General features: G+C 66.7%; 10 protein-coding genes. 5 read left to right on the top strand and 5 right to left on the bottom strand.

The genetic code is table 11. The features are described from left to right. Positions 1-92: 92 nt before the first annotated feature. From EV657_RS20275 to EV657_RS20255, 5 genes are all read right to left on the bottom strand, one after another. Positions 93-1,304, bottom strand: a complete 1,212-nt coding sequence (locus tag EV657_RS20275; protein ID WP_134079609.1) for a FliM/FliN family flagellar motor switch protein — start codon at positions 1,302-1,304, stop codon at positions 93-95. A gap of 95 nt (positions 1,305-1,399) precedes the next feature. Further along, positions 1,400-4,093, bottom strand: a complete 2,694-nt coding sequence (locus tag EV657_RS20270; protein WP_134079607.1) for an ATP-binding protein — start codon at positions 4,091-4,093, stop codon at positions 1,400-1,402. Next, complete coding sequence (locus EV657_RS20265; RefSeq protein ID WP_243837758.1) at positions 4,090-4,479, bottom strand: hypothetical protein; 390 nt, start codon at positions 4,477-4,479, stop codon at positions 4,090-4,092. Before EV657_RS20265 ends, EV657_RS20270 begins: the two co-directional genes overlap by 4 nt. Before the next feature lies 1 nt (position 4,480). After that, positions 4,481-4,849: a response regulator transcription factor gene (locus EV657_RS20260; RefSeq protein ID WP_075785080.1), complete on the bottom strand. Its 369-nt coding sequence runs from the start codon at positions 4,847-4,849 to the stop codon at positions 4,481-4,483. Between the two features lie 89 nt (positions 4,850-4,938). Further along, entirely contained in the window at positions 4,939-6,249 is a 1,311-nt protein-coding gene (locus EV657_RS20255) for a helix-turn-helix transcriptional regulator (protein WP_075785079.1), read from the bottom strand. 223 nt (positions 6,250-6,472) lie between these two features. Between EV657_RS20255 and EV657_RS20250 the strand changes: the two genes are divergently transcribed. From EV657_RS20250 to EV657_RS20230, 5 genes are all read left to right on the top strand, one after another. Then, on the top strand, positions 6,473-7,822 hold the full coding sequence (locus EV657_RS20250) for a substrate-binding protein (RefSeq protein WP_075785078.1): 1,350 nt from the start codon (positions 6,473-6,475) through the stop codon (positions 7,820-7,822). A 110-nt stretch (positions 7,823-7,932) separates the two neighbouring features. Next, complete coding sequence (locus tag EV657_RS20245; protein ID WP_075785077.1) at positions 7,933-8,964, top strand: branched-chain amino acid ABC transporter permease; 1,032 nt, start codon at positions 7,933-7,935, stop codon at positions 8,962-8,964. A 4-nt stretch (positions 8,965-8,968) separates the two neighbouring features. Continuing rightward, a complete protein-coding gene (locus EV657_RS20240; protein WP_108026494.1) occupies positions 8,969-10,180 on the top strand; it encodes a branched-chain amino acid ABC transporter permease in 1,212 nt (403 codons plus the stop codon). A gap of 12 nt (positions 10,181-10,192) precedes the next feature. Then, the gene (locus EV657_RS20235) at positions 10,193-10,948 is read left to right on the top strand and encodes an ABC transporter ATP-binding protein (RefSeq protein WP_075785075.1); all 756 of its coding nucleotides are present in this window, start codon (positions 10,193-10,195) and stop codon (positions 10,946-10,948) included. A 10-nt stretch (positions 10,949-10,958) separates the two neighbouring features. Next, entirely contained in the window at positions 10,959-11,714 is a 756-nt protein-coding gene (locus EV657_RS20230) for an ABC transporter ATP-binding protein (protein ID WP_108026491.1), read from the top strand. Positions 11,715-11,906: the final 192 nt, after the last annotated feature.

Genomic DNA, 11,906 nt, shown 5'->3' with positions numbered 1-11,906 from the left:
GACATAAGGTCTCGTGCCAAGCTGGTCTCCATCGCAGATGCCAGTTTGAATCATGCTCAAAGCCTGATGTGAATCCCTTTTGTCAACACGACCTAGGCCGACGCGGCCGGAAACTCCTCGGACAGATCAAGCGGCGCAGCACCGAACCCGCCGATGTCGAGGTCGTTTTGCAGGGCGTTCTCCAGATCGCTGTCGAGCCCGCCCGGATCGAAGGGGAAATCCCCGGTCCCAAGATCGAGCCCCCCCGCCGGGAATCCCTCGGCCGCGAAGTCGAGCCCGCCCTCTTCGGCCGCCTCGCCGAAGGGGAAGCCGCCCTCGTCCAGCGGCAGGTCGGCCCCGATCTGCAGCGGATCGCCCCCGGGCAGACCCGTGCCCAAACCGCCCTCGTCCAGCATGCCGCCGCCAAAGCCGGGTTCGTCCGCCGCGCCGGCCTCGCTGTCGAGCTTGATCGCGCGGTCGCCATGGGCCTGGCCAAGGCGCCCGCCCGCGATCACCACGCCGCCCGGCCCTTCGAGCTGGACCGCGCCCAGTGCCGCAGAGGGCAGCGGCAGCAGATCGCCGGGTTTCAGCCGCGCGATTCCGGCCGCCGACATCCGGGTCCGCCAGAGCACCGCGTTCAGCGACAGCTCGGCCCCCAGCACCCCGGCGCGCAGCGCCTCGGGCCAGGGCCGCGCAACCTTGTCCGCGGGTTTCGGCCGCGCCACAGGCGCCGCCTCGGGCAAGGCGATGATCAGGCCGCCGCTGCGCCCGCGCCCGGCCACAAGCTTCAGCCGATAGAGCCGGTAACGTCCCGCCGCCATCAGCAAGGGAACATGGCGCGGATCGTCGATCCGTGCGCCCTGGGCAAAGCCGCTGGCCCAGTCGGCGCCGCTGGCCTCTTTCATGGCGCGCGCGAAGCGGGTCAGAATCGGATCGGTCAGATCGGCCAGAACCGCCGCGTCGGTCGCGGTCAGGGTCCGCGCGGGCGGCGCGGTTTCCGACAGGAAACCCACCAGCCGCCATTCCAGCAGCGCCATCGCCAAATCCGCAGAATAGACCACGAGGCCAAGCCGTCCGTCGGGGCCGCGCAGCAGGATCGGCAACGACTCGTCGGTCACCTCGGCCTCGATCTCCGGCAGACCGGTCCGTTCGGCCTTGCACTCCTCGACCAGGGCAGTCAGCCCAAAAGCCTCGCGCGTGGCGCGTGCCGTTTCAAGCCGCATCGCCGCGACCCCGTCGCTGCCGCCGCCCCGCGCCCCGCCCAGCGACACCCGGTCTTCACCGAGGATTCGCCGCAGGATTGCCTGATGTCCGTTCTCTGCCATGTCGCGCCCGTTCTCGATCGCCGTTCCCGAAGGGTTCTTCCCGGTGATAGACCGCTCAAGGTTTAGAAAGGGTTGCCTCTAAAATGCGACCGATTTCAGGCCGCCTCGGCACAGCGGCTCGGAAGCGTCACGCGGAAGGCCGCCCCGCCCCGCCCCGGCAGATAGACGATGGACCCGCCAAGCCGGACCATGATCTCGCGGCAGATCGCAAGCCCCAGCCCCGCGCCGCCCGCCTTGCGCGGATCGGACAGGCGCGAGAATTTCTCGAAGATGATCGACTGGCTGCGGTCGGGGATGCCGCTGCCATTGTCGATGAAATCGACGGCCACGCGGCCCTCGGCCTCGGTCACCGAAATGGTCAGGACCGGATCGGCGGCATCGCAGTATTTCTGCGCATTCGACACGAGGTTGATGAAGACCTGGCTCAGCCGGTCGCCATCGGTGATCAGGTCCACCCGCTCGGCCGCCGGATCGCGGCGGATCGCCATCGGCGCCCGGCCCGACCTCCCCCCGGCCGCAGCCACAGACCGGTCCAGCAGATCCGAAAGGCTGACCGGCTGCGGATGCAGCGACACCTGGCCGTTTTCCAGCACCGAAAGATCCAGCAGGTCATCGAGCAACCGGGTCAGCCGCATGCTTTCCTGATGGATGATCCGCGAATAATCGGCCAGCCGCTCGGGCGGCAGCGCATCGTCTTCCATCAGGATCTCGGAAAAGGCCCGGATCGAGGTCATCGGCGTGCGCAGCTCGTGGCTGATCTGGCTGAGAAAGGCGTCCTTCTGCACCGACAGCTCGGTCAGCTTTTCGTTGACCTCGCGCAGCTGCCGGGCGGTGCGGGCCAGTTCCTCGGACTTGGCCTCGAGCTGGCTGGAATATTCCATCATCTGCGCGGTTTCGTCGGCGACCTTCATCAGATCCTCGACCGAGACCGACGACCGCCCGACGATCTGGCCGACCATGGCATGGGCCGTGGCCGCGCCCACCGACCCGGCCAGCTTGCGTTCCAGCGTGCGCAGGAATTCGGGGGTCGTATCGGGCAGATAGCCCTGCTTGCCCTGATCGGCCGCGGCGCGCTGGAACAGCCGCTGGGCATCGTCGGCACCGAGGATGCGCTGCGCCATCAACAGCAGGTCCTCGGCCTCGGCCCGGCCCTGGCTCCAGCCCTGCCCGGCGGGCGAATGGTCGAACACGTTGACGAACTGGGCCGCCTGCAGCCGCTCCATGGGACCGGGGAAATCCAGCAGCGACACCAGCGTGAAGGCCAGCGCATTGGCCCCCATCGAGAACACCACCGCATGGACAAGCGGATCGAGCCCGTCGAGCCCGAAAAGCCCCTGCGGCCGCAGCCAGCCGATGCCCCAGGGGCCGTCGGCCAGCAGCCCCGCGCTCATCACCGCGCCCTCGCCGAAGCTGGGCAGGAACAACGTGTAGGCCCAGAGCGCGAACCCGAGGGTCAGCCCGGCCAGGGCGCCTGCCCGGGTTGCGCCGCGCCACAGGATGCCGCCCAGAAGCGCAGGCAGGAACTGGGCCACGCCCGCAAACGAGATCAGCCCGATCTCGGCCAGCGCCTCGCTGCCGCCGGTCAGCCGGTAGTAGAGATAGCCCAGCAGCAGCACCCCCCCGATCGAGAGCCGCCGCGCGCGCAGCACCAGCGTGCGGACATCGCCCGACATGGTGGCGCCCGCCCGCGTCCAGTGCAGGAAAAGCGGCATGACGATATGGTTCGAGACCATGGTCGACAGCGCGATGGCGGCCACGATCACCATCGAGGTGGCCGACGAGAACCCGCCCAGAAAGGCCAGCGTCGCCAACCCGTCCCGGCCCTGCGCCAGCGGCAGGGTCAGAACGAAGAGATCGGGATTGGCGCCGGGCGGCATCTCGGCCAGCCCGATCGCGGCGATGGGCACCACGAACAGGCTCATCAGGAAGACATAGCCCGGAAAGGCCCAGGCGGCGGTCGCCAGATGGCGTTCGTCCTCGTTCTCGACCACCAGCACCTGGAACATCCGGGGCAGCGTCAGGATCGCGGCGCCCGCCAGGAAGGTCAGCCCGATCCAGCGGCCCGGCGCCACCGGCATGCCCGCCAGCGGCGAGGCCTCGATCCGATCGAGCGTCGCCTGCACGCCGCCGCCGATGCCCCAGACCACGAAGATGCCGACCGCCAGCAGCGCGATCAGCTTGACCACCGCCTCGACCGCGATGGCGGTGACGACGCCGTGATGGCGTTCGTTGGCATCGAGATTGCGGGTGCCGAAGAAGACGGTGAAGACCGCGAGCCCCACGGCGACACTGAAGGCCGCGGCATTCAGGTCGACCACCTGCCACGGCCCCGGCGCACCGGCGGCGGCAAAGACCGCGAAGGACAGAGTGACCGATTGCAGCTGCAGCGCGATATAGGGCGTCGTTCCCACCACCGCGATCAGCGTGACGATCACTCCCAGCATGTTCGACTTGCCATAGCGCGACGAGATCAGATCGGCGATCGAGGTGATCCGCTGGGTCTTCCCGATCCGCACGAGCTTTCGAAGCGTCCACCACCAGCCGATCAGCACCAGCGTCGGCCCCAGATAGATGGTGACGAATTCCAGCCCCGAGCGCGCCGCGTAGCCGACCGCACCATAGAAGGTCCAGGCGGTGCAGTAGACCGACAGCGACAACGTGTAGACCAAAGGCGAGCGCAGCCAGGCATTGCTGCCGCGCCTGCCGCCGCGCTCGGCCAGGAAGGCGACGCCGAAAAGGATCGCCACGTAAAAAAGACAGATCGCGACGAGCATGTCGAAGGCGATCATCGGGCGCCCTCCGACGGGTCGGCTGTGGGCTCGGAGACTGGGGGCTCGGAGACTGGGGGCTCGGAGACGGGGGGCTCGGAGGCGGGGGGCTCGGAGGCGGGGGGCTCGGAGGCGGGGGGCTCGGAGGCGGGGGGCTCGAAGGCCAGCTCTGCGCCCTCGGGCGGGGCCGCGCGCGCGAGCCGGGCGGACACGAAGGCCGAGGCAAGGATCAGCCCGAACCAGGCGCTGAACAGATAGATCAGCATGCCCGCCCCAAGCCCGTCGCGGGCATCGAGCGCGGGGACCAGAAACAGCGCCGCCCCCAGCACCGGCAACAGCCGCGCCATGTCCGCGAGCCGCCGCCGCCGATACCCCTCGCGGGCCAGGAACAGCGGCGCGCGGGCCATCTCAGGCGCCCGTCAGTTCCCGCACCGAGGCCAGAACCTCGGTATTCGAGAACGGCTTGGCCATGAAGCGGCTCGCCCCCATCCGTTCGGCCAGATCGCGGTCCTTGACCTGCCCCTTGGCCGTCAGCATCAGCACCGGCAATGCGCCAAGCCCCGCATCGGCGCGGATGTCGCGCAGGATGTCGAAGCCCGACCGGCCGGGCAGCATCACGTCGAGAATGACGATATCGGGCCGGGTCTCGGCGACCCGGTCGAAGGCGGTGGTGCCGTCGGCATGGGTATCGACGCGCCAGCCGTCTCGGGCCAGGATGAACCGGATCGCCTCGATGATGTTCGGCTCGTCCTCGATCAGCAGGACACGCTTGTCCATCCCCGGTCTCTCCCCTCCCCGTGCGGGCGTTCGTGCCCCGCTTGTCTGTCGACTATCATCCCAAAGCCTGTCCCTGTCAAAACCCGACATCAGAAGCCGTTCGCCAGGATCGAGGGCTCGCGCCGCGCGACGCAGCCGCGACGCGGGCAGATCCGGCAGGACGTGCCGACCGGCTGCGCCGCCATCCGCGGCAGCGCGACAGTGCCCTCGGGCAGGATCAGCATCGCCGCCTCCAGCACCTGCGGCCCGTCGAAGCCCGCCGCCAGAACCGGCTGGCAGATCGCATAGGTCAGGAAGCGTTGCGGTGTCGCCCCGCCCAGTTCGACCACCGCGCGGACCGGCGCCATCGGCCGCGACAGCGCCTGGTAAAGCGGCCAGAGCGGACAGGCCGCGCCGAAGCGGGGCAGCGAAAACCCCTCGACCGGCTTGCGGAAGGTCAGCGTGCCCGAGCCGTCGCAGGCCACCAGCCCCACGGGCCCGCCCGCGCGATCCTCGGGCAGCGCGGCCAGCCGCCGGAACGCCGCCCCCGGATCGACGCCGAAGGCCTGGGCCAGCGCCCCCGGATCGAGGGCCGCCCCCCGCGCCGCCTCGGAAAACCGCTGAAGCGGCATCAGCTCGGCATCGCGCCGGTAGCGTTTCAGATGCGCCAGCGCCAGTTCCCGCGCGGGTCCCGAGGTCAGCTCGCGCGCCTCGGCCACGATCCGCGCCGGATCGGGCGGCAGGCTGCGTTCCAGTTCCGGCAGATGCCAGTCGCGGGCGCGCAGGAAGGCCTCGACCTCCTCCTGCGGCGAGGACTGCACCCCGGGATCTTCGGTGCCCTCGTCGAGATAGGCGACCAGCGCCTGCGCGCCCTCGGCGAGGCGGCGGCTGTCGTCGCTGAGGTTGCGGTGAAAGCGGCGCTGCCAGTCGGGGTCGATATCCTCGGTATCCGCGAGGATTGCCGCGGTCGAGCGGATCGCGGTCACGGCCGAGATCACCTCGTGCAGCGAGGCCGACAGAAACGGGTCATGGGTCATGCGGTCGGTCAGCATCTCAACCGTGCGTTCCAGCTCGCGCACGCGGCGGTGCCGGTCCGCGATCAGCCCGGCCCAGCCCGGAAACCGGCCCGCGAATTCCTCGAGCCGCGGCAGATCGGCCTCGGCCTCGTCATGGCCTGCGGCGGCCTCACGCAAGGTCTCGATCAGGGCGGCGGCCGCGCCCTCGGTCAGGGCCGAGGCCTCGACGCCCAGGTTGCGGGCCAGCTCGACCAGGAGCTTTCCGCCGATTCTGCGACGATTGTGCTCGATGAGATTCAGATAGGACGGGGATATTCCGGCGAGACGGGCCAGATCGGCCTGGCGCATGCCGATCATCGTGCGGCGTTCGCGAATCCGGGTGCCGGTCAGCGCGCTGCGGGGCATCGCGATTTCCCGTTGCCCGACAAGGGCTTTCTGCACCTGCAAGACAATTTATTGACTCCCCTCCCAAAGCCCCTGTGTAATTGTTTACAAAAAAATCCTGCAAGGAAAAGCAGTTGTTGCCTTATTTTCGCGGCACCCCCGATACTGAATGTGCTTTGTAAAGCGCTGGGCTCCGGCAAGAGGAGGCAGGGGCCCGACATTCAAGCATCACGGGAGGATGCCCATGACGAAATCGACCCTGACACGCCGCGGCGTGATCAAGACAGGTGCGTATGCCGGCGCCGGACTGGCGCTGCCCACCATCTTCACCTCGCGGGCCCGGGCCTTCACCAACGCCCCCAGCGGAAACACCGTCACCTTCGGCTTCAACGTGCCGCAGACCGGCCCCTATGCCGACGAGGGGCTCGACGAGCTGCGCGCCCAGGAACTGGCGGTCGAGCATCTGAACGGCATGGGCGATGGCGGCATGCTGAACACCTTCAGCTCGAAGGCGCTGGACGGCACCGGCATCCTCGGCAAGCAGGTCGAATACGTGACCGGCGATACCCAGACCAAGTCGGACGCCGCCCGTGCCTCGGCCAAGGCGATGATCGAGAAGGACGGCGTCGTCATGATCAACGGCGGTTCGTCCTCGGGCGTCGCGGTCGCGGTGCAGGGCCTCTGCCAGGAGGCCGGCATCATCTTCATGGCAGGCCTGACCCATTCCAACGACACCACCGGCAAGGACCGCAAGAAGAACGGCTTCCGCCACTTCTTCAACGCCTACATGTCGGGCGCGGCGCTCGCGCCGGTGCTGGAAAAGGCCTACGGGACCGACCGCCGCGCCTATCACCTGACCGCCGATTACACCTGGGGCTACACCCAGCAGGAATCGATCCAGGCCTCGACCGAGGCGATCGGCTGGGAAACCGTCAACAACGTTCTGACCCCGGTCGGCGCGGGCGATTTCTCGTCCTATATCGCGCCGGTGCTGAACTCGGGCGCCGATGTGCTGGTCCTGAACCATTACGGCGGCGACATGATCAACTCGATCACCCAGGCGGTGCAGTTCGGCCTGCGTGACAAGCAGGTCAACGGCAAGCAGTTCGAGATCGTGGTGCCGCTTTATTCCGAGCTGATGGCCGAGGGCGCGGGCGACAACATCAAGGGCGTCTACGGCTCGATGAACTGGAACTGGCAGCTTTCCGATCCGGGCACCAAGGCCTTCGTGAAATCCTTCGGCGAGAAATACGGCCGCCCGCCGTCGAACTCGGCCCATACCTGCTATGTGCAGACGCTGCTTTACGCGGATGCGGTGGCGCGTGCGGGGTCGTTCGACCCTTGCGCTGTGGCCGAGGCGCTGGAAGGCTTCGAATTCGACGGCATGGGCAACGGTCCCGTCCTCTACCGCGCCGAGGATCACCAGTGCTTCAAGGACGTGCTGGTCATGAAGGGCAAGGACAACCCGTCGACCAAGTACGACATCCTCGAGATCGTCGAGGTCACCCCGGTCGATCACGTCACCTATCCGCCGGATCACCCGATGTTCGGCGGCGCCGAGGCGACCCTCGGCCAGTGCAACAACGGCGCCTGAGCGCCCGCCCTCTTGCCTGACATACCGGCCGGGCCGCGCCCTTCCCGCGCGGCCCGGACCGCGCCCCGGACCCGGCGGGTCCGACGCTCCCTCAATGCACGGATGGGACCATGGACGCCATTATCCTTCAAATCCTGAACGGGCTCGACAAGGGCTCGGCCTATGCGCTGATCGCGCTGGGGCTTACGCTGATCTTCGGCACGCTGGGGGTCGTGAACTTCGCCCATGGCGCGCTGTTCATGATCGGCGCCTTCTGCGCCGTGACGATGCAGCGCCTGCTGAGCCTGTCCTATGAAGAGATCGACCCGACCCGGACCGATTTTCTGGGCAATCCGCTGAAGGTCGAGGTGCCCTATGTCGAACACTGGTTCGGCCCCGATCTGGGAGGTGCGATCATCGACTGGTCGGTGCCCTTGGGCATCCTGCTGGCCATTCCGGTGATGATCGGGCTCGGCTTTGCGATGGAGCGCGGGCTGATCAAGCATTTCTACAAGCGGCCGCATGCCGACCAGATCCTGGTGACCTTCGGCCTCGCGATCGTGCTGCAGGAGATCATCAAGTATTTCTTCGGCGCCAATCCGATCCAGACCGGCGCGCCTGCGGCCTTTTCCGGCAGCTTCGATTTCGGCACGCTCCTGGGCTTCGATCCCAATGTCATCATCTATCCCTACTGGCGGATGGTCTATTTCCTGTTCTCGCTGGTGATCATCGGCGGCGTCTTCGCCTTTTTGCAATTCACCACCTTCGGGATGGTGGTCCGCGCGGGCATGGCCGACCGCGAGACGGTGGGCCTGCTGGGCATCGACATCGACCGCCGCTTCACCCTGATGTTCGGGCTGGCCGCCGCGGTCGCGGGGCTGGCGGGCGTGATGTACACCCCGATCCTGGCGCCGAACTACCACATGGGCATGGATTTCCTCGTGCTCAGCTTCGTCGTCGTCGTCGTCGGCGGCATGGGCTCGCTGCCCGGCGCGGTTCTGGCGGGCTTCATGCTGGGCATCCTGCAAAGCTTCGCCTCGATGAACGAGGTGAAAAGCCTGATCCCCGGCATCGACCAGGTGATCATCTACCTCGTGGCAATCGTGATCCTGCTGACCCGCCCGCGCGGGCTGATGGGCCGCAAGGGCGTGATGGAGGACTGACCCAATGTTCGGACTGAGTGCCAGAGATACCCGTTTCCTGCTGATCGTGATCGCCCTCACCCTGCTGACCCCGATCCTTCTGCAACCCTTCCCCGAAGGATCGAGCCTTGCCCAGTTCAACGCGGGCTATCCCGACCTGATGCAGAAATTCGCGATCTTCGGGATCTTCGCCATCGGCTTCAACATCCTGTTCGGGCTGACCGGCTACCTGTCCTTCGGCCATGCCGCCTTCCTGGGCGTGGGATCGTACACGGTGGTCTGGATGTACAAACTGCTGGGCTACAACGTGCTGCCGGGGCTTTTGCTGTCGGTGGTGATCTCGGCCGCCTTCGCCCTGCTGATCGGCTTCATCTCGCTCCGCCGCTCGGGGATCTACTTCTCGATCCTGACGCTGGCCTTCGCGCAGATGAGCTATAACCTCGCCTATTCGGTCCTGACGCCGATCACCAATGGCGAGACCGGGCTGCAGGTCTATGCCAGCGACCCGCAGATCCTTGCGGGCAGCGGCGCGCCCACCAGCCCGCATCTCTTCGGTCTGGTGATGCGCAACTCGGCCCAGGTCGATCTGGGCGGCTGGGTCTTCACCTTCAACGTGGGCTATTATTTCTGCGCGGTGATGGCGATCCTGGCCTTCTATATCAGCCTCAGGATCTTCCGCTCGCCGTTCGGGATGATGCTGCGCGCGATCAAGACCAACCAGACGCGCATGAACTATACCGGGCTCAACTCGCGCCCCTATACGCTGGCGGCCTTCGTGATCTCGGGCATGTATGCCGGGCTTGCGGGCGGGCTGCTGGCCGCGATGGACCCGCTGGCGGGCGCCGAGCGGATGCAGTGGACCGCCTCGGGCGAGGTCGTGCTGATGACCATCCTCGGCGGCGCGGGCACCCTGATGGGGCCGGTGCTGGGCGCGGGCTTCATCAAGTATTTCGAGAACATCTTCTCGAAGATCAACGACGGCATCCTGCATGGCTGGTTCGCCTTCCTGCCCGACGGGCTCGAGGATTTCATCGTCGCCTGCTTCCACCCCTTCGTGGGCAAGGGCTGGCACCTGACCCTGGGCATCCTGTTCATGCTGGTGGTGATCTTCCTGCCCGGCGGGCTGGTCGAGGGGATGCAGCGGATCTGGCGGCTGGTGCGGCGGCGCAAGTCCGGCGGGCCCAAGCGCAAGGACCCCGAACACCGCCCGACCGCCGCCCCGCACATGGCCGAATGAGGAGAACGAGCGATGGGCATTCTTGAAGTCAAGGGCGTCAACAAGCGCTTCGGGGGCTTGCAGGCGCTGGGCGACGTCAACCTCTCGGTCGCCGAGAACACCGTGCATGCGATCATCGGGCCGAACGGCGCGGGCAAGTCGACGCTGCTGAACTGCCTCGTCGGCAAGCTGATCCCCGATACCGGATCGGTGATGTTCGACGGCCAGTCGGTGCTGGGGCGCAAGCCGCACGAGATCAACCAGCTGGGCATTTCCCGGGTGTTCCAGACGCCCGAGATCTTCGGCGACCTGACGGTTCTGGAAAACGTCCTGATCCCCTGTTTCGCCAAGCGCGACGGGGCGTTCCGGATGCATGCCTTCGAAACCGTGGCCCATGAAAGGGATATCGTGGCCCGGGCCGAACAGATGCTGGACGACGTCAACATGCTCGACAAGGCGGGCATGCAGGCCTCGAGCCTCTCGCGCGGCGACAAGCGGCGGCTGGAAATGGCGATGTGCCTCGTGCAGGAGCCCAAACTGCTGCTGCTGGACGAACCCACCGCCGGGATGGCGCGGGCCGATACCAACAACACCATCGACCTGCTGAAGGACATCAAGGCCACGCGCAACATCACCATGGCGATCATCGAACATGACATGCATGTCGTGTTCAGCCTGGCCGACCGGATCACGGTTCTGGCCCAGGGCACGCCGCTGGTCGAGGATGTGCCCGAGAAGATCAAGGGCCATCCGAAGGTGCAGGAAGCCTATCTGGGCCAGGCGCATTGAGGGGGATCAGATGAACGTCAAACCCGACTTCAACAAGAACGCGAACCAGGCCGCGACGGCACCGGCCTTTCTGTCGGTCTACGATCTGCACGCCTATTACGGCGAAAGCTACATCGTGCAGGGCGTCAGCTTCAACGTCCACGAGGGCGAGATCCTGGCGCTGCTGGGCCGGAACGGCGCGGGCAAGACCTCGACCCTGCGCGCCATCGCCCGGCTGGCAAGCCCGCAGGTCACCTATGGCGAGATCTGGCTGGACCATGCGCCCCTGCACACGATGGCCGCCCATCAGGCCAGCGCGGCGGGCCTGGGGCTGGTGCCCGAGGACCGGCGGATCATTCCGGGCCTCACCGTCGAGGAAAACCTGCAACTTGCCCAGATCGTGCCGCCCGTGGGCTGGTCGCTCGAGCGGCTTTACGACCTTTTCCCCCGGCTCGGCGAACGCCGCAAACAGGAAGGCGTGACGCTCTCGGGCGGCGAACAGCAGATGCTGGCCATCGCCCGGGCGCTGGCACGCGATATCAAGGTGCTTCTTCTCGACGAACCCTATGAAGGGCTCGCCCCGGTGATTGTCGACGAAATCGAGAAAACGCTGGTTCATATCAAGGAACAGGGCATCACCACCGTCATTGTCGAACAGAACGCGATCCGGGCCTTGGAACTTTCCGACCGGGCCGTCATACTCGATACGGGCCAGATCGTTTTCGACGGCAGCGCCGCCGAGGTTCTGAAGAACGACGCCCTCAGGGCAGAATACCTGGCCATCTGAAATGGCGACCTGCCGACACAAGGCGGGCGCAGGAGAAGACGGTATTACTCCAGTCAGAGGGATCACGGAGATGACTGAGCATATCTACCCGCCGGATCCGGATTTTGTGTCCGGGGCGCATATCGATGCTGCGGCGTATGAGGCGATGTACCGTCAGTCGGTCGAGGACCCGGAAGGGTTCTGGGGCGAGCA

Origin of the sequence: Rhodovulum visakhapatnamense, from assembly GCF_004365965.1 — a bacterium.
Classification (GTDB): Bacteria; Pseudomonadota; Alphaproteobacteria; order Rhodobacterales; family Rhodobacteraceae; genus Rhodovulum; species Rhodovulum visakhapatnamense.
The sequence above is the reverse complement of the archived record's forward strand: the minus strand, read 5'-3'. Positions and strand labels throughout refer to the sequence as shown.

What these genes read in the sequence shown, in the direction of transcription:
- EV657_RS20250 (WP_075785078.1), top strand. Translation starts at nt 6,473, where the DNA reads ATGACGAAATCGACCCTGACACGCCGCGGCGTGATCAAGACAGGTGCG.
- EV657_RS20245 (WP_075785077.1), top strand. Translation starts at nt 7,933, where the DNA reads ATGGACGCCATTATCCTTCAAATCCTGAACGGGCTCGACAAGGGCTCG.
- EV657_RS20265 (WP_243837758.1), bottom strand. Translation starts at nt 4,479, where the DNA reads ATGGCCCGCGCGCCGCTGTTCCTGGCCCGCGAGGGGTATCGGCGGCGG.
- EV657_RS20235 (WP_075785075.1), top strand. Translation starts at nt 10,193, where the DNA reads ATGGGCATTCTTGAAGTCAAGGGCGTCAACAAGCGCTTCGGGGGCTTG.
- EV657_RS20275 (WP_134079609.1), bottom strand. Translation starts at nt 1,304, where the DNA reads ATGGCAGAGAACGGACATCAGGCAATCCTGCGGCGAATCCTCGGTGAA.
- EV657_RS20230 (WP_108026491.1), top strand. Translation starts at nt 10,959, where the DNA reads ATGAACGTCAAACCCGACTTCAACAAGAACGCGAACCAGGCCGCGACG.
- EV657_RS20240 (WP_108026494.1), top strand. Translation starts at nt 8,969, where the DNA reads ATGTTCGGACTGAGTGCCAGAGATACCCGTTTCCTGCTGATCGTGATC.
- EV657_RS20260 (WP_075785080.1), bottom strand. Translation starts at nt 4,849, where the DNA reads ATGGACAAGCGTGTCCTGCTGATCGAGGACGAGCCGAACATCATCGAG.
- EV657_RS20255 (WP_075785079.1), bottom strand. Translation starts at nt 6,249, where the DNA reads ATGCCCCGCAGCGCGCTGACCGGCACCCGGATTCGCGAACGCCGCACG.
- EV657_RS20270 (WP_134079607.1), bottom strand. Translation starts at nt 4,093, where the DNA reads ATGATCGCCTTCGACATGCTCGTCGCGATCTGTCTTTTTTACGTGGCG.